This window comes from Pyxidicoccus sp. MSG2, assembly GCF_026626705.1.
Lineage (GTDB): Bacteria > Myxococcota > Myxococcia > Myxococcales > Myxococcaceae > Myxococcus.
Genome location: NZ_JAPNKC010000001.1, coordinates 9,832,966 through 9,853,292, shown reverse-complemented (window position 1 = coordinate 9,853,292; position 20,327 = coordinate 9,832,966). Strand labels below are relative to the sequence as shown.

The 20,327-nt window shown below is 66.7% G+C and carries 15 protein-coding genes and 1 tRNA gene; 12 read left to right on the top strand and 4 right to left on the bottom strand.

The features are described 5' to 3' along the window. Positions 1–3 precede the first annotated feature (3 nt). The 3 genes from OV427_RS38570 (at position 4) to OV427_RS38560 (ending at position 2,849) form a co-directional block, all read left to right on the top strand. Positions 4–1,008, top strand: coding sequence for a hypothetical protein (locus tag OV427_RS38570; protein ID WP_267861226.1), 1,005 nt, complete (start codon positions 4–6; stop codon positions 1,006–1,008). Next, a complete protein-coding gene (locus OV427_RS38565; protein ID WP_267861225.1) occupies positions 1,005–1,613 on the top strand; it encodes a hypothetical protein in 609 nt (202 codons plus the stop codon). The genes OV427_RS38570 and OV427_RS38565 overlap by 4 nt, the downstream gene beginning before the upstream one ends. Positions 1,614–2,429: 816 nt before the next feature. Then, positions 2,430–2,849 (top strand): hypothetical protein, encoded by a 420-nt coding sequence (locus tag OV427_RS38560; RefSeq protein WP_267861224.1) that lies wholly within the window; start codon positions 2,430–2,432, stop codon positions 2,847–2,849. Between the two features lie 29 nt (positions 2,850–2,878). Here OV427_RS38560 and OV427_RS38555 read toward each other — a convergent pair whose 3' ends face one another. Next, a complete protein-coding gene (locus OV427_RS38555; RefSeq protein WP_267861223.1) occupies positions 2,879–4,354 on the bottom strand; it encodes a hypothetical protein in 1,476 nt (491 codons plus the stop codon). Positions 4,355–4,754: 400 nt separating this feature from the next. Here OV427_RS38555 and OV427_RS38550 point away from each other — a divergent pair, with 400 nt between their 5' ends. The 6 genes from OV427_RS38550 to OV427_RS38525 all read left to right on the top strand — a co-directional run bounded on the left by OV427_RS38550 (position 4,755) and on the right by OV427_RS38525 (position 12,739). Continuing rightward, complete coding sequence (locus tag OV427_RS38550; RefSeq protein WP_267861222.1) at positions 4,755–5,699, top strand: efflux RND transporter periplasmic adaptor subunit; 945 nt, start codon at positions 4,755–4,757, stop codon at positions 5,697–5,699. Continuing rightward, on the top strand, positions 5,696–6,679 hold the full coding sequence (locus OV427_RS38545) for an efflux RND transporter periplasmic adaptor subunit (RefSeq protein ID WP_267861221.1): 984 nt from the start codon (positions 5,696–5,698) through the stop codon (positions 6,677–6,679). Before OV427_RS38550 ends, OV427_RS38545 begins: the two co-directional genes overlap by 4 nt. Next, positions 6,669–8,984: a peptidase domain-containing ABC transporter gene (locus OV427_RS38540; protein WP_267861220.1), complete on the top strand. Its 2,316-nt coding sequence runs from the start codon at positions 6,669–6,671 to the stop codon at positions 8,982–8,984. The genes OV427_RS38545 and OV427_RS38540 overlap by 11 nt, the downstream gene beginning before the upstream one ends. A 198-nt stretch (positions 8,985–9,182) precedes the next feature. Then, positions 9,183–10,430 carry a radical SAM protein gene (locus OV427_RS38535; RefSeq protein WP_267861219.1) on the top strand — a complete coding sequence of 416 codons (1,248 nt, stop codon included), beginning with the start codon at positions 9,183–9,185 and terminating at the stop codon, positions 10,428–10,430. Positions 10,431–11,154: 724 nt separating this feature from the next. Continuing rightward, positions 11,155–11,319, top strand: a complete 165-nt coding sequence (locus tag OV427_RS38530; RefSeq protein ID WP_267861218.1) for a hypothetical protein — start codon at positions 11,155–11,157, stop codon at positions 11,317–11,319. Positions 11,320–11,479: 160 nt separating this feature from the next. Next, a complete protein-coding gene (locus OV427_RS38525; protein ID WP_267861217.1) occupies positions 11,480–12,739 on the top strand; it encodes a radical SAM protein in 1,260 nt (419 codons plus the stop codon). A 47-nt stretch (positions 12,740–12,786) separates the two neighbouring features. Here the strand turns inward: OV427_RS38525 and OV427_RS38520 are convergent, their stop codons facing one another. The 3 genes from OV427_RS38520 to OV427_RS38510 form a co-directional block, all read right to left on the bottom strand. Beyond that, on the bottom strand, positions 12,787–13,953 hold the full coding sequence (locus OV427_RS38520) for an aKG-HExxH-type peptide beta-hydroxylase (protein WP_267861216.1): 1,167 nt from the start codon (positions 13,951–13,953) through the stop codon (positions 12,787–12,789). Between the two features lie 346 nt (positions 13,954–14,299). Next, positions 14,300–14,385, bottom strand: a tRNA-Leu gene (locus tag OV427_RS38515). Positions 14,386–14,436: 51 nt separating this feature from the next. Continuing rightward, positions 14,437–16,743, bottom strand: a complete 2,307-nt coding sequence (locus OV427_RS38510) for a M28 family metallopeptidase (protein ID WP_267861215.1) — start codon at positions 16,741–16,743, stop codon at positions 14,437–14,439. Positions 16,744–16,832: 89 nt separating this feature from the next. On the opposite strand from OV427_RS38510, the gene OV427_RS38505 reads away from it, so the two are divergent. The 3 genes from OV427_RS38505 to OV427_RS38495 all read left to right on the top strand — a co-directional run bounded on the left by OV427_RS38505 (position 16,833) and on the right by OV427_RS38495 (position 20,316). Continuing rightward, positions 16,833–17,702, top strand: coding sequence for an SDR family NAD(P)-dependent oxidoreductase (locus OV427_RS38505; RefSeq protein WP_267861214.1), 870 nt, complete (start codon positions 16,833–16,835; stop codon positions 17,700–17,702). Further along, entirely contained in the window at positions 17,699–18,748 is a 1,050-nt protein-coding gene (locus tag OV427_RS38500; RefSeq protein ID WP_267861213.1) for a methyltransferase domain-containing protein, read from the top strand. Before OV427_RS38505 ends, OV427_RS38500 begins: the two co-directional genes overlap by 4 nt. A 107-nt stretch (positions 18,749–18,855) precedes the next feature. Further along, positions 18,856–20,316: an NAD(P)/FAD-dependent oxidoreductase gene (locus OV427_RS38495; protein WP_267861212.1), complete on the top strand. Its 1,461-nt coding sequence runs from the start codon at positions 18,856–18,858 to the stop codon at positions 20,314–20,316. Positions 20,317–20,327: the final 11 nt, after the last annotated feature.

The window sequence follows — 20,327 nt, the reverse complement described above, 5'->3', positions numbered from 1 at the left end:
CACATGAACCGGCTGGAGACCCCCATCACCGACTGGTCCAAGGCGGGATGCGCCTCGCTGGTGCAGGAGCACCGTGAAGTCCTCGCCCTCCTGCTCCGTCATAGCCTTGCACAAGTGGCGAAGCCCTACGGCGAGCAGAACCTGCTCGACGCGTTCCGGTTCCGCACCCTTGATGACGCCGTCGACTGGTGTCTCGAACGGTTCGCTACCGGCACTCTGAAGCCGGGAAAGCTCGGCCCGCCTTCGCGCAGCTGGCGTCTCTTCACCCAGGCGCGTTTCTGGCTCTCCCAGCGAGAGGGAGCAGCGGGCTTCCAGCGGAAGATGCAGCAACTGGAGGCGGCATGCCGACGGGACCTGGCTCCTGCCGAGCCCCCTGAATCGGAAGTAGCGCCCGCACCCGACCTGGATGTGCAACGACTGGTAGAGCGGCTCTCCCACACATTGTCGGAGCTGCTCGCTCGTACCTGTCCGGACCTCGTCACATGGTGGCTCCGGGCCACGGAGGAGCTGCGCTCCCTATGGTTCGAGTTGCCAATCCCCGAGCCCGCGCACGAACCCCGGATGAAGAAAGAGCGGAGCATCCGAATCCATGATGCGCTGTTCCGCTTCGCATGCCTCTTCTGCAGGCTGCTTCTCCACGAGAAGGACGCCGTACCCTCACATCTCGCGGTAGCTGAATGGCTGTTCCGCCGATGTCAGAACGTGCCGCCCTACCGTCGAACAGAGGAGGAGATCGCCGCGGCACTGCCCCTGTCAGCTCCAAAGGAAAAGAGAGCGATCCAACGCCTGCGGCGTGAGGGAGTGAGCGCGCTCATCCACCAGTTGATCAGCTCCCTCGACGTGCCAACGGAGACAGCGGACGCCGTGGCACTCATGGAGTGGCAGCTCTTGCGCATGTCCGTGACCAAGACCACCCTCACCGCATTTGCCCTAGATGAGGGAGCAAGCCCTGAATTGGAGCGCCGCATCGAAGCGCTTCCATCCGTCGCAAGTAGGAGGCGCCCTTGAGCCGCAAGCCCGTGGACTTCGTGACGCTCGATGCACTCGTCCAAGGCGAGGATGACCCGGAGACCCCTGAGGCCTGGCGGGCCCTGCTCGCAACGCCGGACGCAGCAACTCGATGGGCCCAGGCCGTTACGCAGCGCGAGACCATCGACCGGTTCGCGATGGAAGTCCTCAGCCATCCCTGGCTCGCGTCAGCCTTGAGCAGGCTCCGGCGCAAGACACGCTTCCCCTCGGGAGTGGCGCTGAGAGTTCATCTAGAGCCCCCCCCACTCACAGCACTCCTGGGCCCTACCGTCAGGGCTCCTGAGTTGCTGACCGCCCCTGCATGGGGAGACATCGAGTCGCTCTCCGTCAAGGTGGGGCTCACGCTCGAAATACACCCCTACCAAGCCCCCGGCGAGCATGTCCGGGTGTTTTATCAGTCGAGAACCTCCCAGGGATGGATGCCCGGTAGACGCTGGAAGTTGGAGCCCGGTGAAAGCCCAGTTCTCTTGATGGCGGTGGAGGGAGCAGACACGGCCGACACGCTGGACACGGCTTTGTCGAAATCTCCCCGTGCCGCAGGGATTGTCCTCTTCGAAATCGAAGAGGACGCGCCCGAGGATTGAGCCGCATGGGTGGCGCTCTGCTCCGGCGGGATGAGGGCACCTGCCACTCGGCCGTTTCTGGGACTGATTCTAGACTGGGTCTGCAAGGACAGCCAGACGCCTGGGCTGCGGTCTGCAACCCGGGCGAGGCTCCAGCACCTCACCACCACATCCGATGAGCGTGGCCAGGGTCAGAGGGGTCAGGAGAAAGGACTTGAGGGAATTGACAGCCATGATGCGTCTCCGGGGTGCAGTGAACGCCCACCTGGGTACTCCGCAGGAAACGCACGGTCCCGCACCAGAGGGGCACATGGAAGTAGGCTGCTTTGGCCCCCGTATTTGCAGCGCTCGCGTGTGCAGGCCATTGGAGTGCTCCTTCGGTGGGGCGACTCTGCACATGCAGGGTGAAGAGCCGGTCCTGCCAGTGCAGGAGCGCTGTATTCGCCGCGTTGTTTGGGGGCGCGCACAGATGGTGGAGAAGTCGGTCATCTTCAGCCGGGCACTGAGGGCGCCGCGTGTTGCGCTCACGCGAGAGCACCGTCCTGCTCATGAGGAATGGGCTGGAGGCCGGAGTGCGCTGTGAGCAGCGGGAGGCAGATGCGGGCGGTGGTGCCCTCCCCCTCGCGGCTCTCCAATGCGAGATGTCCCCATGGTGCTGGATGATCTTCTGCGCGATGGAGAGCCCCACGCCCATGCCGCCCCGGTCATGCGGCGTTCCCGCCAGCCGCAGCCGCCACAGGTGCAACTGGGACACGTCGAGCGGCGTGCGGACCACTCGGACGGTGCGGTCGGCGCCCCGGTTGATGCCCTCCTCCAGTAGCCGGCCCAGGAGCGTGCGTGTCGCGGGCGGCCTCCGTCGTGTGCAGCAGCCATCCGATGGGGCACGGCCGGGCAGGCCCCGCCGGAGTCCTGTCGGAACTGTCGCATGAGGATCTGCACGCGTACGAAGCCGGGCACGGACTGGCGGGCGGCTGGCACACCCACACCGCGATGGTGCCCGATGCAGGGAGGCCCGACTACGTCTCCACGGACGCGGAGCTGCTCTTCGCCGACTCCCGCCGGCTGCACGGCATGCTCCAGGCGATGGGCCGCACCGTATGTGTGGCCCGCCTCTCCGGAATGGTAGCGGGCCTGCGCACAATGCGGATACGGGCCCTGTCGCAGACGCTCTCGGCGCGGGAGCAGGAGACGCAGGAGACCGAGGTAAGCAACACCCAGTACATGACCCGGGCGACTGCCCAGGTAGACTCCCGATGACAGGGCTGCCCGTACGGTCTTGCTCCGCATCAGCGGCAATCAGTGCCCTGGGGGAAGCCCTCCTCCCCCACAAGCCCGGTAAACAGGGCCGGAGCTCCGGCGAGGTGCCGCACCATGCACTCGACCCCCTCTGCGTCGCGTGCGGCAATCACGAACGCATACGAGCCTGAAGCGCGCTGGAAGCCGAACAGCGCCGCCCCTCGTGAGTCGACCCGGGGCCGCAAGACGCCTACGTCTAGCGCGCCGAGCACCCCCGCATCCACCAGCGAATCCAACCGTGAGGGGTGCACTATCACGAGTGCGCCCAGGTTCAGCTTGTCCTGGTACTCGGTACGCATCTTCTCCCCACAGCAGGGTTCCTCCACAACGAATGAGGCCGCTGGCTGAAGCGCCGCCCGCACCATGTGGCGGAACGAGATTCCGTAGGTCTCGTCGGATAATAAAAGCAGGTGGTTGAGATAGAGCTTCGGCGTCGAAAGCGCCGGACCAAAGGCGCGCTCCAGTTCCGCCACGTACCGCGGCACGAACTCAGGGTGCGCCAGGGTGTGCCCCGCGCTGAGCCAACCCTCAAGCCAGGGCAATAGGCTCTTACCGGCGAGATCGACGGAAGGCTCGTTGTAGAACGAGAGCGGCTTCGCCATGAGCGCGTCGAAGCGCTCCGCCGGAAGCATCGCCCGCCCGATGAGGCCATTGCCGAATGCCGTGGCGAGCGCCTCGTCCAGCAGGTTGTACGCGGAGATGACGCTGGGCCGGCGGCCTCCTGCCATCTGCCTCACGAACCTCGTCTCAAGCTCCTGGAGGCTGGAGAGCGGCATGCGTGCGTACAGGTAATGACAGAGTTCGTGGAGCACGACATCCAGACGCTCCTCGGGCTGTTCTCCCGCCACGAACTCCACTAGGGAGCGCCGCTCGAGCTGCTCTCCCCCCGTTCCCTCAGATGTCAGTTTGGGGCGATAGAGCAGCACGAGCTCCAAGGGGGCCTCTGTCACCTGACGCGAGCCATAAAAGCGTGTGAACTGCGCGACACGCGCCGCGATGCGTGACTCTTTCAGGAGCGTCTCCATCCGCTGCCTGTACGGCTGGCCTGCCGGAAGTGCCTCGCGCCTCCACCACGCCTCGAAGCGCGGCGCGAAGTGGCGGACCACCGCCACGAGGCGCGCTCCGTCCTCCGGAGTCGTGAGCAACTCCAGGAGTCTTTCGTAGTCGCGCAAAGACGTCGCCTGGAAGCCTGCCCCACGAGCCTTGTCGAACAGGCGCACCAACCCAGTCCGGCCTGCGAGCGGCGGAGGCACGCCCTCCTGCCCATCGAACGGGAGGACGAGGGGTTCCATGTACCGCTCCCTCCCCCTACGCCACTCGTCCACCCGCTCCCTGTCCGACTGGGAGTGCAGGAACTCGCGCTCCCATAACACCCGGTAGTTCTCCTGGCTGCACGAGATGGGGAGCCCCGAAACACAATCGAGTTGGTAGGTGAGGTTCGCGAGTAGGTCGAGGCGGACCTTCATGGCAGGCCCGCTCAAGGTGACAGGAGGCATTGCATCCTCATGAGTGCGCGAGCCCCGCGCGATGGCCGAAGTAGCCGCCACCAGCAGGACGGGGGCCAGCAGGATGCGGGGCACGGACTGGAGTGAGCGCATGTGTCTGAGTAGGTAGGTCAGTGGAAGTCTCGGACAAAGTCCGGAGGCGCGGCATGGCGGCCAACCCACCAGACCACTGAAGACAAGATGACACTCGTTCTGGCCCAGACTCCATTCCAGATCACCGTCCTACAATTGCACGGAAGGCAGGAGGGCGGCCGTCCGCTCCCGTCTCCGGGGTGGCCACTGGAATGTGTCTGGATTTCCGAGGCACTGTTCAATCGTTCGTTCCTCGCACCGAATCCTGAGATCTCCCGGAAACGTATTGATGAAAATGTTTGCACTTGCGGCAGCTGGTATCGCGCTCACCCTGGTGTGCATGGGTTTGCTGCTCCGTCTGCGTACGGGAGCGCACGGGAAGGTCGTTGAAACCGGCACCTCGCGCCCCGGATACGACGAGCAGGGCCACCACGCCGCGCCAACGTCGTTGGCGGGCTTCACCGGAGTGATCGTCAACCGGGATACCGTCGATGTCTCCACCCGTGTGGAAGGACTGGTCACCGAGGTGCGCGTGCGACTGGGGGACCGGGTCGCCCGGAATCAGGTCCTCGCGCAGCTCGATGATCAGCAGGTGAAGAACGAGCTGGAAGTGGCACGGGCGCTGCTGCGCGCGAGCCGCGCAGACGAGGAGAAAGCGGCCCTGGAACACCAGGAAGCCTTGGAGCGGAACGCACGCAACCGGAAGGCCGCCGAGCTCCGGCAGGATGCCCTCTCCCAGGAGGAACTGGCCTCGTCGCGCTACCAGGAACAGTACGCCGCCTCGCGGCTGGAAGCGGCTCGCGCCCGCGTGCAGGAGCAGCTCGCTCGCGTGGCGCAGCTTGAGCAACGAAGTCGCGATCAAGTCATCCGTGCCCCTTTCGATGGAGTGGTCACCGCCCGCTACGTGGATCCGGGCGCATCCGCCCCGCGAGGCACGCCTGTCGTGCGCCTGGTGAGCTCTGCGGAGATGTGGGTGCGCTTCGCTGTCCCGGAGGAGCAGGGCCCTGCCCTCGCCACCGGCCAGCCGGTGGACGTGCGCATCAAGGACCTCGAGCGCGTCCTCCCCGGGATCATCGAGAATTTCTCCCCCGAGGTGGACTCGGCATCCCGAATGATCATCGCGGAGGCCCGGCTCACAGTTGGTGCCGGGGAACACCCTCCAGGACTGTCGGGCAGGGTGGTCCGTGTCCATCCCGTGCCCACCACCCGCAGTTCCGCCCATCCAACCCCATGAGCGACTCTCCGACCAAGGAACAGAACTCACTGGCGTCGGAGCAACGGCCACGCGTCTTCCGCCGAGAGGCGATAGAGCACCGCGCGAGGCCTCGCCACGAGGCGCACCTGTTGCAGCTCACCCCGGATTGGGCCCTGTGGACCTACCGACTGCTGCTGGCCATGTGCGTCGTCGCGCTCGCCTTCGGCGTCTTCGGGTCCATCAATGACTATGCCTCCGGTACGGCCATCGTCCTGCTGGAGGAGCGCCTGGATGTGACTGCTCGGGCAGCAGGGACGGTGACCTCCGTCGAGGTGAGCCCGGGCCAGCACGTCACCGCCCTGCAGGTGCTAGTCCGCCAGCACTCCGCCAGCGAGGCTGCGGAGCTGCGCCGTATCGAGAACGAGTTCGAGCTCCAGCTCGTCAAGATGCTCCGCGACCCGGCGGATGCCTCCGCACGAGAGGCGCTCACCACGCTGCGTGTCCAGCGGGAGCTGGCACTGGCCCGCATGGACGAGCGCACCATCCGTGCTCCTCGGGCAGGACGGGTGAGCGACATCCGGATCCGCCCCGGCCAGCAGCTCGAGCCCGGCGAACTCACGCTCTCACTCGTCGGGGACGACTCCCACTTCCGCGTGGCGGTGATGTTCCCCGGCCAGTACCGTCCGCTGCTGCGCCCCGGCATGCCGCTGAGGCTGGAGCTCGACGGCTTTCCGTACGCCTACCAGACGCTCACAGTCGAGTCGGTGGGTAACGAGGTGGTGGGACCGGCCGAGGTGCGCCGCTACCTGCGACAGACGACCGCGGACAGCTTTACCCCCCAGGGGTCGTCGGTCATCGTCGAGGCGCGGCTGCCCACGACGTCCTTTACCGACGGCATGAAGACCCTCGGATTCTATGAGGGCATGCAGGGCCGGGCGGAAATCGCCATCCGCTCGGAGAACATTCTCATCAGCCTGGTTCCCGGCCTGAAGGCCATCCGGAAAGAGCATGGCATCTGACCCCCAGCCCCAGGTGGCCCCCCCTTCCAGCGGCGCGCCTCCAAAAGATCCCCCTCGCGGCCTCCGAGCCTGGTCCCGGCTTGGGGAGTCACGGCGCAAGGGCCGCATCCCCTTCATCCAGCAGCTCAACGCGACCGAGTGCGGCGCCGCCTGCCTGGCCATGGTGCTGAGCTATTACGGCAAGCCGGCCACCGTCCTCGAGGTGCGGGAGGTGATTGGCTCCAGCCGGGACGGCACCAACGCCAAGACGTTGCTGGACGCGGGGCGCTGGTACAACCTGCGCGCCCGGGGCGTCAGCCTCGACGTCGACAAGCTCAAGCACCTGCCAACGGCCTCCGTGCTGCACTGGAGCTTCAGCCACTTCGTCGTCTTCGAACGGCTTGAACAGGACGCGGTGGTCCTCGTAGATCCCGGACACGGGCGGCGGCGCGTCTCGCTCGAGGAGTTCCGCCGCGAGTTCACTGGCGTAGCGCTGCTCTTCGAGCCTGGTGAGGGCTTCGAGCGCCGCTCCGACACCTCCTCGCGGGTGTGGCGTTATATCCGGCAGGTGCTGGAGCACACCGGACACCTGCCGCGCATCCTCATCACCTCGCTCATGCTCCAGTTGTTCGCGCTGGCGGTGCCGGTGATGACGGGCGCGCTGGTGGACCGGGTGGTACCACGTAACGACCAGGCGCTGCTCGTGGTGCTTGGCCTGGGCATGGCCGCCCTGGTGGTGTTCTACTTCTTGGCGGTACTGGTCCGATCTCGGATACTGGTGGACCTGCGCACGATGCTCGACGCGCGGATGACGTTCGGCTTCATCGAGCACCTGACCTCGCTGCCCTACGGTTTCTTCCAGCGCCGCTCCACTGGCGACCTGATGGCCCGGGTCAACAGTAACAGCACCCTCCGAGAGATCCTCTCCTTCGGAGCGCTCTCTGGCATGGTGGACGGCCTGCTGGTGTGCCTGTACCTCGGGCTGCTGCTGTGGGCGAACTCAGGCCTTGGGCTGCTGGTGGCGGGCCTGGGCATTCTCCAGGTGGTGACCTTCTTCCTGTCACGGCGCCGCCAGCAGGACCTGATGTCCCAGAACCTCCACATCCAGGCCCGCTCCGACAGCTACCTGGTGGAGATGCTCTCCGGCATCGAGACGCTCAAGGCGATGGGGAGCGAGAGCCGCTCCATCGAGCACTGGACGGACCTGTACGTTGACGTCCTCAATGTGTCCATGGCGCGCGGCCGGCTGAGCGCGCTGGTGGATTCGTTCCTCTCGGCGCAGCGGCTCGCCGCGCCTCTCTGTGTACTCTTCTATGGAGCCGTGCTGGTGCTGCGAGGAGAGCTCTCGCTTGGCACCATGCTCGGCCTGAACGCGCTGGCCATCGGATTCCTCGGGCCCGTGTCCAACCTGATGCAGACTGCCGGACAGCTCCAACTCGTGGGCAGCTACGTCGAGCGCATCGACGACGTGCTTAAGACGCCCCCGGAGCAGGACCCGGCCAGGGTCTCCCCGGCGCCGCGGTTGAAGGGCCGCATCGAGTTCTTCAACGTGGGCTTCCGCTATGGTCCGCTGGCCCCGATGGTACTCCAGGATGTCTCGTTTACCATCGAGCCAGGCCAGTTCGTCGCCATCGTCGGACGCTCGGGCTCGGGGAAGTCCACGCTGGCCAGCTTGCTGATGGGCCTGCACGTCCCCACCTCTGGTCGCATCCTGTACGACAACATGGACCTCGCCCTGCTCGAGTTCGGCTCGGTACGGCGGCAGATTGGCGTGGTGACGCAGCGGCCGTACCTGTTTGGAGCCACCATCCGCGCCAATATCGCACTGGCGGATCCCTCGCTGCCGCTGGAGCGCATCGTCGCTGCCGCCAAGACAGCCTGCATCCATGGCGACATCGCCGCCATGCCCCTTGGGTACGAAACTCCGCTCATCGACGGGGGTGCCTCGCTCTCCGGTGGCCAGCGACAGCGGCTCTCCCTTGCCCGGGCCCTGGTCATGGAGCCGGCCATTCTCGCCCTCGACGAGGCCACCAGCGCGCTCGACGCCGTCACCGAGTCTCGGGTCCAGCAGGCCCTGGACGCGCTGCGCTCCACCCGTATCGTCATCGCCCACCGGCTGAGCACCGTCCTCCACGCTGACCGCATCCTGGTGATGGACCAGGGCCGCGTGGTGGAACAGGGCACCCATCAAGAGTTGCTTGCGCGCAAGGGCGTCTACGCAGAACTCGTGGCCGCACAGCTTGGAGCGGATTCTCCGCCTTCCCCTTTCCTGTTCCAGGCCTCCGACAGGGGCCTTCCGTCACCTGCAGAGGGGCGGTCCCTGTAGCTGACTGTCTGTCAAAGGCCCACTCACGCACCTTGATTGGCCTCGCATTCCACGAAGGTGCAGCGGGGCCGTGCGGGCCCCATCCACCGATTGGGAAGAGCAAGCAGGGAGCCATGACCTCCCACGGCCATCTGCTCGGGAATCCCTATCAGCCGTCTAGAGTCTTTCATCCCCCTTCAACGGCAAAGGAACAAGCCAATGACGCCCCAGGACGAATCAAATGCCCTCAAGGTCAAGCTGCTGGTGCTCAAGGTCGCCAGCCGCTGCAACCTGAACTGTACCTACTGCTATGTTTACAATGTGGGGGACAACACCTGGAAGCAGCAGCCCAAGGTCATGCCTCCCCATGTAATGAGGAGCCTGATTCAACGGGTTAGGACACACGCACTGCGCCACAAACTCCCTGTCTTCGTGTTCGTCTTCCACGGAGGGGAACCGTTGCTGTGCGGGCAGCAATTCTTCATCGACTTCGTGACTGAGGCCAAGCGCGTCCTGGAGCCGGAGGTGGCCCCCGTCTTCACTCTGCAGACCAATGGGACGCTGCTCACCGAGGAGTGGTGCAGGCTCTTCTCGGAACTGGGCATCAGCATCGGCATCAGCCTGGACGGCCCACCGGAAATCAACGACCTGACACGGGTGGACCACGCCGGAAAGGGCTCCTACGCCGCCGTCCGGCGAGGCATCGAGGTTGTCAAGAGCTCCCCGCACATCCAGAGTGCCCCTTCGCTCCTGACGGTCATCAACCCCGACACCGACCCGGTGGCCATCTACGAGCACTTCAAGTCGATAGGCCTCTCCGCGGTGGACTTCCTGCTCCCGGAAGCGACGCATGATCGGCCCTACCCCGTCAAGGCCGGCTCCGAGACGCCCTACGCCGACTGGCTCATCCAGATCTTCGACCGGTGGTTCCACGAGAAGCCGGTGCCAATGAAGATCCGCGTCTTCAATGGCATCATCAGCCAGGTTCTCGGCAAGAAGTCCACGATTGACAGCCTCGGCACCAACCGCAACGAGGTGCTGGTGGTGGAGGCGGATGGCAGCATCGAGCCCATCGGCTCGCTCAAGGTATGCGGCAACGGCTTCACCAAGCTTGGCGCGAATGTCCTCAGGAGCGAGTTCGACGACGCACTGAACACCGAGCTTGCCTCTGCCTACAACCTCAGCGGCGAGAAGCTGTGCGCGACCTGCTCGAAGTGTCCCATCCAGGAAGTCTGCGGCGGAGGGTACCTGCCCCATCGCCACAGCCAGAAGAACGGGTTCGATAACCCCTCGGTGTACTGCAAGGACCTGATGAAGCTCATCACCCATGTCCAGAACAGGGTGCTTGAGCAACTCCCCGGCACTGCTCGCGTCAAGCTGGGACTGACGCCGCTGACCTACGACAACGCCAAGCATCTACTCGCCGCCGTGACACAGCAGATGTCCCTGGGCGGGGCACGCCTCTAGGCGACTCCGCTTCTCGCGGCCAGGCACCCGCCAGCCGCCTGGCTGGCGCGCGTACCAAGTGCCGCGTGATGCAGAAGATACTGCCAAACGGGCACGCAAGGCGGCCTCCGCGAAGCGCAGGCGCGGGAGGGCACTTCGAGGAGGGCTCGCGCGCCAGCCGTGTGCGTCCGCCGGGCTCCCAATCCTGGCGCTCTCGTCGAGCAGGGCCCGCCGTCCACAGTGGTGACCGCCTTCGCCCACAGCTCCGTGCACGAGAAGGTGCCCCTTCACTGCCGCGATTCTTTCGGTGAAGAGCCGCTCCGAGACCCGAGGGAGCCATGCTTCAGCGAGGCCCCGCAGACATGGAGCAGGAACCGGCGGCCAGTATGGCAAGCTGTACGCGCAGGCCAGCACACACCGGCACCGCATGGGCCACCAGTTGTTGCCCGGGATGACGGTCGAGCAACTGCTGTCGCGAACGCCACCGCTCCAAGCCCATTCACATACATCGCGGCTTTCGTGACGCCATCTGCCCAGGATGTGGGGACGACTCCGTGCGTGCCGCTTCCGTTACACCCTGCTGAGCCACAGGTGGGCGGAAACGTCGCTCACGCTTGGCTGCCTGACGAGAAAGCATACTCATGACAAGAATTTGGCCGTCTTGACAACTCATCAGGACTTGCACGATAGATAGACATCACTCCTTCAATCAATTTCCCCGAAGGATGAACCGCAGGAGACAGCCATGAAGTTCAAGGTGACGGACCAGGCCGAGGCGAAGAAGGTGGAACTCGAGGAGATCGACAACGACGTGCTCAAGACGGTGTACGCCGGTCTGCTGGAGAGCGCTGATGAAGTCGAGGCTGATTGGCTTGAGATTGGCGGCTACGCCAAGTGGAGCAAGGCTTAATCGCCCTGCTTCCGTGTTGTAGCAATAGCGGCGACAAGCCGGATGTGCGCCAAGCACGCCAGGCCTGTCGCCGCATTTTTTAGTGCCTGGCTTTACGAGGCTGGAGCCTCGCGCCGGAAGACTCGCGCGAGCAAATCCACAGAGCAGAAGAGAGCCGCCAATGCGTTCCAAGGAAGCTTCGTCCGACATGCGGGTGCAGATGCTGGTGCTCAAGGTCGCCAGCCGGTGCAACCTCAACTGCACGTACTGCTACGTGTACAACCTCGGTGATAGCACCTGGAAACGGCAGCCCAAGACGATGTCTCGCAAGGTGGTGAGCGCTCTACTGCAACGGGTGCGGTCCCATTGCCTGCAGCACGGAGTGAAGTCCTTCCTCTTCATCTTTCACGGCGGAGAGCCGCTGCTGGCCGGCCCGGAGTTCTATTCCCACTTCGTGGAGGAGGCCCGACGTATCTTGCTGCCCGACGTGACGCCAGTCTTTACCTTGCAGACCAATGGGACGTTGCTGACGGACGAGTGGTGCAGCCTCCTGGCTTCGCTCAAGGTCCGTATCGGCATCAGCCTGGATGGTCCCCGGGAGGTCAATGACAAGTACCGGGTGGATCACGCTGGCCGGGGCTCCTATGACGCCGCACGGCGAGGTATCGACACGGTCCTCGCGTCCCCGCACGTCCGCATTCCGCTGAGCATCCTTAGCGTCATCAACATCCAGTCTGATCCCATCGCAGTGTACGAGCACCTGAAGGAGTTGGGCGTCAGGACGGTGGACTTCCTCCTGCCCGAGGCGACCCATGACCGGCCATACCTTGGATGGGGCAGCTCCGACGCGCCATATGCCGACTGGTTGATCGCCATCTTCGACCGATGGTTCCTCGAAAGACCCGTCACGATAAGGATCCGCTTCTTCCAGGAGATCATGACCGAGCTACTGGGGGGACAGTCGGTCCTGGACACGTTCGGGCCGAGTAAGAATGAAGTCCTGGTGATCGAAACGGACGGGGGTATCGAGCCGGTCGGCTCGCTGACCATCTGCGGCGACGGCTTCACCAAGCTCGGCGCCAACGTGCTGACACATGAGTTCGATGAGGCGCTGAACACCGAACTGGCCAGGGACTATCACCTGAGCGGCCAGAGCCTGAGCGACACCTGTAAGCAGTGCCCGGTCCACGAGGTGTGCGGCGGCGGGTATCTGCCCCACCGCTTCAGCAAGAAGAACGGTTTCGACAATCCCTCGGTGTACTGCAAGGACTTGATGAAGCTCGTCACCCACATCCAGAACAGGGTGCTCGAACAGATGACGCCCGCGACCCGGGAGAAGGTCGGCCTTGTGCCGCTGAGTTATGAGCGTGCGAAGGCCTTGCTGGAGCGAAACCTGATGCAACCCCAGGCCGTCTTCGAGCGGCGGGCTGCCAACGGCTGAGCACCCGCTGCGGCCCTCCCGGCGAAGAGCTGTGTCACTGGACGGACTCAGTGAATCCGGGTGCTCAAGGGCTCGAACAGGTTACGCCCTAGCGGGGTCAGGGCGGGACTCTCACGCAGCGGTCTCTCCAGCTCTTTCAGCTGGGGGAGAAGCTGTGGCTCCTCTCGCTCGTAGAATCCGTCACGCGGCTCGATTCCGGCAGCGCGGCAAGCGCGGTAATAGAGCACGACGTTGGCGAACGCGTGGTACGCGAAGAGAATGTAGCGGATGTGCCGGCCTCGCTGCTGCACGGGGGACCAGTAGAGCGTGTCGTCCGAGCCGTCGTGCACCGGCCCGAAACGGTTCGCCAGGAAGAAGTGCTGATGACAAGCCTCGTGGATGAGCATCTCCGCAATGGCCGCAGGGTTGTCTGACATGGACATCTGGATTTGCCCGGGGAGATCGGGATAGCTGTTGCTGCGGAGGGCTCCGTCTTCATTGCGCAACAGGATGATGTTCCGGATGAAGCGCTTCACCCAGGGTGAGAACCTGGGGGCGTGCTGGCTCAGCAGGGTGAGGGCCTCCGACCAAGCAGCCCGGAAGGTGTCGGGTACGTCGGTGGCAACCGTCGCGCGGATTGCGTCGTACTCGCTCCCGACGAGCAGAGAGGGAGGGAGGAACGCCACGGGGAAGCGTGGATCCTCGATGACCGCCAACGGGTCCGCCCCATCCAGCACCCACTTCGCGCCGGAGCGCCGGCCCTCGACACGACGGATGGCGTCCCCGAGCCGAAGGTCCAGCGAGACTTCGTTGGAACGAGCCCTCACGGCCACCTCCTCTGCCGGTGGCAGCAGCCATGTCCCCCACAGCAGCCGGTGTTGGCCGCCCAGCGACAAGCGCCACTCCCCTTCGATGAAGCCCTCCGCGTGCAGTTTCAACCCGAGCGTGGCGGCGTGACGCTCGAGGTCTTCTGTCGTCTTGTCCCGCCTGAGCCTCCGGACGGTACCGAATATCGGATCCCAGGCCGTGTCGAAGCGCCGGTCCGGAACCAACCACTCCTCCAATACCGCGCACAGGCCGGCGCCACCCGCTGATTCCAGACGCGCCCGGCACTGGTCCAGAAAAGGGCGAACGGGCTGCACCGACGTGCTCTGTCCCGCGAAGTCGATCACCCGAGGGTCAAGGGCCTCATAGGGCGTGGATAACGCCCGCAGCAGTAGGGCTTTCGGATCCAAGGACGCCTCCCTTCATCGTCTAGTCGCTGAAGCTTTGGACACTGCCTGACCGAAGCCGACGCACTGGCTCTTGCCCGTGAGGATGCGCCCCAGGGGATGTGGCCGCACTGAATGAGCGGCAGTTGAGGGGCTCGGGTGCCTGCTGGCATGCCAAGCGGACCTACCTCGCTCCCGACCCCGCCAGCCATGTGCGGACATCGTCCGCCTTGAGTGGCGGAGCAACTGCCTCATGACTGACGAGGCCAGTTGGGACATCGTGCGGGCCTTGCAGCAGCGGCCAGTGGGCACATTGGCGTCACATGCGCGACTTAGCCAAAAATCCCCAATACCTCTGGCCGAATAGAAGTGCACGAGCCGGGGATCGAACCCGGACGACCCTTGCGGGTCAGCGGATTTTAAGTCCGCTGCGTCTGCCAGTTCCGCCACTCGTGCGCCAACTTGCCGGCAACCTACTTCAGCCCCCCTCCGCATTGCACCCCGTCCTCACGGGAGTGACGCGCTCGCCGTCTCCACCACGACGAGGTCCGCCGTGGTCCACGGCTGGAGCATCGCCTCCAGCTTCGTCTGAAGTGCCCCATTCGCAAGGTATCGCCGCTCGATGGACACGGGCACCGGCCCGTCCCCCTTCAGCGTGAGCGTCGTCTTCCATCCCTCCGCGGGTGGGGCAATCACGCGGACCGTGTACGGGTCTTCCGGCGCGAACAACCGCGGCAGCGGTGAGGTCCATGCCACCACGGACTGCGAAGGCACCGTGATGTCGATGGCGAAGGCCCCCCGCGCCTCGAGTTCCAACGACACCGTGCGCAGCCCTCCCGCCTCACCCTCCGACGAGAGCACTCGCATGCCCGCGTCCACCGCAGGCGCACGCTCCAGCGCGCTCTCACAAGCCTCGTCACCTCTCCAGCCCGCATCCACCCGGGAACAGCCCCCCCCGCGCAGCGCGTGCTCCAGCGCGGGAGCGTCCTCGTCCAGCAGGCTCCAGCGCTGCCCCTCCCCCCCCACCTTGCGCTCCGCGCGGATCCGCTTCGGGTGCTCCGCGTCGTAGACGGGGACCACCGCCATGGCGGCCCACCCGGCCACCCCCACGAGCGCCACAACCCCCAGCACCCGCTTCCGCGCACCCGAGGCCTCCACGGGCCCCGCCGCGAGCAGCAGCGCCGCCGCGCCCCCCAACCCCACGACGCCCGCAATCACCGGTTCAAACGAGACCCCCAACGACATACGGCCCGCGGCCGGGATGAAGAAGACCAGGATGCACCGCACGAACTGCCCCAGCACGCACAGCGACGGCACCAGCAGCCACCACTGCACCGGCACCCCCACACGTGGCAGGAACATCCGCACCACGAGCACCAGGGCCGCCCCCGCCGCCATCCACAGCGCCACGTACGCCGACCCCAGCCCCGCAGCGCTCAGCGCCCACAGAGCCACCAGCCAGAGCACCACCGCCCCCGCCGCACCGTGCGTCGCCCGCTCCTCCACGGGCTCGCCCCGCCCACGGGACACGAGCGCCCCCGCGCCCACCCCACCCGCCAGCGACAGCGCGCCGAAGCCCACCACCGCCAGCCAGGGATGCGCGTACCACCCATGCGTCCGCCCCAGCAGCGTCAGGCCCAGCGAGGCCAACACGGGGACCGCCACCCCCGCCACCAGCATGCTCGCGCCCCGCCCCACTCCACCGAGCAGCCGCCTGCCCTGGAGCACCCCACGCCGCAGCCCCACCCCCAACACTGCGAGCGCGAGCAACGTGACTGCCGCCGCGAGCACCACCGCCGCCGTGCGCGAGTGGACCACCATCCACCTGCCGAGCACGTCGTAGAAGACGACCGGCTCGGACGTGTCCCCACCCGTCCGCAGCGGCGTCCGCGCCAACTCACGCACCAGCGCCAGGACGCCCTCGCCCAATTGCTGGATTCCACCCGGCTCCAGCCGCTCCAGTCGGTCCAGCGCCGAGTGGTACGCGTACCCGTCCTCGTAGAACGCGAGGTCCAGGCCCCGCAGCCCGTGCTCCTGGTACACCCGGAAGTCCGTATCGGACGGCACCAACCCACCCTGGAAGAGGTCCTGCGCGACGGCCATCGCCCACGGCTGTGGGAAGGCCCGCTGGTACGCCCGGGCAATCACGGCGTCGCCCTCGCTCACCTGGAAGAGCAGCGCCTTGCCCCGCGCTCCCGCGGCCTCCAGGTTGATGAAGGCCCGCACGTCCCGTGCCCATGGATGACGCATGAAGCCGTCCGCCCCGAGCAGCCCCTCCTCCTCCCCCTCGTTGAAGTTGAAGACCACCGTGCGCGGCAGCCGGCCCGACGCGGCGAGCGCCCGCGCCACCTCCACCATCACCGCCACACCCGCCGCATCATCCGCCGCCCCCACGCTCTCTGGCGGCGAGTCGTAGTGCGCCGACAGGAGCAGCGCCTCCGGCGACCCACCCGGCAGCCTGGCGAGCACGTTCCTCACGCGGTAGTCGAGCGCCCTCCAACCCACCCGCCCCCCCGATACCTCCTGCACCTCGACCTCCAGCCCCGGAATCTCGCGCAGCCGGCGCACCAGCGCCTCCGACGCACGCCGGGAGCCCTCCGTCCCCACCACCCTCAGTCCGATGTCCTCGGTGAGGTGCCGCACCAGCGGCAGCGCGCGCGCCTCGGAGAACGCGTCCGCCGGTGCGTCCGCGGCGCCTGACGCGGTGGGCCGCGCGGCGTGAAGCACCGCCAACACCGTCAGTGCGAAGGCCGCGAGCGCGGACAGCCACGCTCGAAGTGAAGGGAATTTCGATGCGAGGGTTTCGCTGGCCATGTCTGGAGTTCTGTTGAATCCTCCGCGCCCAATATCATGCCGACGCAGCACGAATCCGCGCGCCCCCGGCGCCGATGGAGCCGCTCCTGATGGCCGCACCCGTTGCTCTCGTCACCGGGGCATCCAGCGGTATCGGCCTCTTCACCTCCATCGAGCTGGCTCGCAACGGGTTCCAGGTCTGGGCCTCCATGCGCGAGCCCTCCCGCTCCGCGGACCTGCTCGAGGCCGCCCGCCAGGCGGGCGTGCAGGTGAAGACGGTTCGCCTGGACGTGACGGACCCCGCCTCCATCGACTCGGCCGTGCGCGGCGTGCTCGCCGCGGACGGCCGCCTGGACGTGCTCGTCAACAACGCCGGCTTCGCCATGGATGGGTTCTTCGAGGACCTCTCCGAGGAGGAGCTGCGGAGCCAGTTCGAGACCAACTTCTTCGGGCTCGCCGCCGTCACCCGCGCCGTGCTGCCCACCCTGCGCGGCCAGCGCTCCGGACGCGTCATCAACGTCTCGTCCATCTCCGGTCGGTTCGCCGGCCCGGGGTACTCGGCCTACTGCTCGTCGAAGTGGGCCGTGGAGGGCCTCAGCGAGTCGCTGCGCTACGAGCTGCGCCCGTTCGGAGTCTCCGTCTGCATCATCGAGCCCGGCGGCTTCTACAAGACGGCCATCCTCACCCGGAACCGCAAGCTCGCCGCCCGCGCGCTCGACCCGGCGTCGCCGTACTACGCGCTCACCCAGCGAATGGAGGCGGACGTGGCGCTCTGGCTGGAGTCCATGGGCGGGGACCTCTCCGAGGTCGCCAGCACCATCCGCCATGCCGCCCTGTCCCCCTCCCCCCGTCTGCGGTACGTCATCGGCCGCTCCGCTCGAATGAAGATCCTCCGGCGCACGTTGCTGCCGGACTGGCTCAATGAGCCTTCCACCCGCGTGGGCCTGCTCGCCCGCCTGTTCTCCAGGAAGTCGTCATGACCCCTCCCCGCCCCCCGTCTCCCGAGCCGACCGAGGACCGGATCATCGACGCCATCCAGCCCATCCGCGCGCACGTGCTCGCGGTCGGCATCTACCACCTCTTCGACACGGGCCTGTACGCCACCCTCGAGTCGGGTGATGGCGCCACCACCGAGGCCCTGGCGGGCGCGCACGGCATGGACGCAGTCCGACTGGCCGCCTTCCTGAAGTACCTCCGCAACGAGGGCATCCTCCGGGAGGACGCGGGTCACTTCCGCCTCACGGCGAAGGCGCGCGAGCTCCACGCGTTCCGCGGCTGGTACACCATGTTCATCGGCGGCTACGCGGGCACCTTCATGCAGCTCGGCGAGGCGCTGAAGGTGGGGGCCTCCCCCGCCTCGCGGGACGGCAAGAAGGTGGGCGTCGGCGCCAATGAAATCAGCACCACGGACACCATCCCCCTGGCCTCCGCGATGGCGCGCCGCCACCTGGGCACCGTGCGTCACGTGCTCGACCTGGGCTGTGGCAGCGGCCAGTACCTCGTGGAACTGTGCAAGAGCTTCCCCGAGGCCCGCGGCTGGGGCGTGGAGCCCTCCCGGGGTGGGTGTGACGTGGCCGAGGAGAACCTGCGCAAGCATGGCCTGCGGGAGCGCGTCCAGATCACGTGTGCCCCCGCGCAGGAGTTCGTCAAGACGCCGGTGTCCTTCCCCGCGGACTTCGGCGTCGTGGCGTTCGTCCTCCAGGAGATTCTCGGCCAGGGTGGCGACGCGGCGGTGGAGCAGTTCCTGCGCGATGCGTTCGAGCGCTTCCCGGACATGCACCTGCTCGCACTGGAGGTCGACTACCGCCTGGATGACGCCACGCTGATGCACCACGGGCTGGGCCTGGCCTTCTACAACCCGTACTACCTGCTGCACCCGTTCACCTCGCAGCGGCTGGAGCCCAACGCCTTCTGGGAGTCCCTCTTCGCGCGGTGCGGCCTCGAGGTGGTGGTGAAGCAGCCCATCGACCGCCGCGTGGACTCCACCGGGCTGGTGGTGGGCTTCCTGCTGCGCCGCGCCCGCTAGCCGGGCAGGCAGTTGCGGCGCGGCGGCCTCCGGCCTGGGCCCCCGCGCACCCGCTGTGCTAGCACGGGCCCACATCCTCGTAACCGCTGCGTCTTCCAGGAGAAGTGATGAGCCGTTCATTCGACGTGATCGTGGTGGGCAATGGCGTGCTGGCGAACGCGACGGCGCGGGCGCTGACGCTCCAGGAGCCCGGCATCCGCGTCGCCATCGTGGGACCCGCCGCGCGCCCCCGCGCGGCGACCGTCGCCGCGGGCGCCATGCTGGGCTGCTTCGGGGAAATCACCACGACGCTGCTGAAGACGGAGATTGGCCGCACCAAGGTGGACCTGGCCTACCGTGCCACCCGGCTGTGGCCCGAGTGGGTGGAGGGGCTGAACGCCGGCCTCGCGAAGGAGGACCACGTCACCATCCGCAACGGGACGTACGTCATCAACAACAACATGTCCGGCACCATCGAGGACGCGAACTACGACGCGATCCGCCGGACGCTCGCGAAGTACGAGGAGCCCTTCGAGGAGATCGACCCGGGGAAGGTTCCGGGCCTGGACCCGGCGGACGACTGCCGCCCCCTGCGCGCCCTCTTCATCCCGGGCGAGGGCACCGTGGACTCCGGCGCGCTGCTCAACGCGTATACCGCCAGCGCCCGCCGCAGCGAGCGCATCACCCTGGTCGATGACTCCGTCGTCTCCCTGAGGCTGGAAGGGAGCAAGCTGGCCGGCGTGGTGACGGCCAGCGGCGAGACGCTGTCCGCCGACAAGGTGCTCCTGGCGGCCGGCGTGGACACGCAGACCGTGCTGGACCAGCACCCCGACCTGGCGCGCCGCATCCCTCGCGTGTTCCCCGGTGGTGGCTGCTCCATCGTGCTGGAGAGCGAGGTGGCCGCCCCGGCGGGCGTCATCCGCACGCCCAACCGCGCCTTCGCGTGCGGCCTGCACGCCGTCCACCGCGGGGACAAGCGCGTCTACGTGGGCGCGACGAACCACGTCGTCCCGCGGCCCTTCGAGAAGCCCGTGGCCAACAACGTGCTCTTCCTGCTCGAGTGCGCGCTGGACCAGCTCAACCGCGCCTACGCATACCACTCGGCGCAGATCGTCACGATGAACGCGGGCAACCGCCCCGTGCCCATCGACGGCTGCCCCATCGTCGGTGACACGTCCATTCCCGGCCTGTGGATCCTCACCGGCACCTACCGGGACGGGCTGCACCTGTCGCCGTTGCTCGCCCAGGACCTGGCCCGGCGCATGTTCGGCAAGCCGGCCCAGCACGAGGTCCTCTTCAAGCTCTTCAAGCCGGAGCGCCGGCCGCTGGCGCTGCGCACCCGCGAGGAGGCGGTGGAGGATGCCGTCCTGCACTACGCCGCAGTGGGCTACGAGCACGGCATGAACATTCCGCGCGTCGGCTGGCACCGAACCTTCTCGCGGATGTACCGGAACGTCGCCAACAGCATCTACGACGCGCTCGAGTCGGACCACATCATGCCGCCCGAGTTCCTGCCGATGATCGACAACGACCGGGAGAAGTGGGTGCCCTTCTTCCGCAACTACCTGCGCGAGCTGACCCGGGCCTGAGCGCCCGGAAG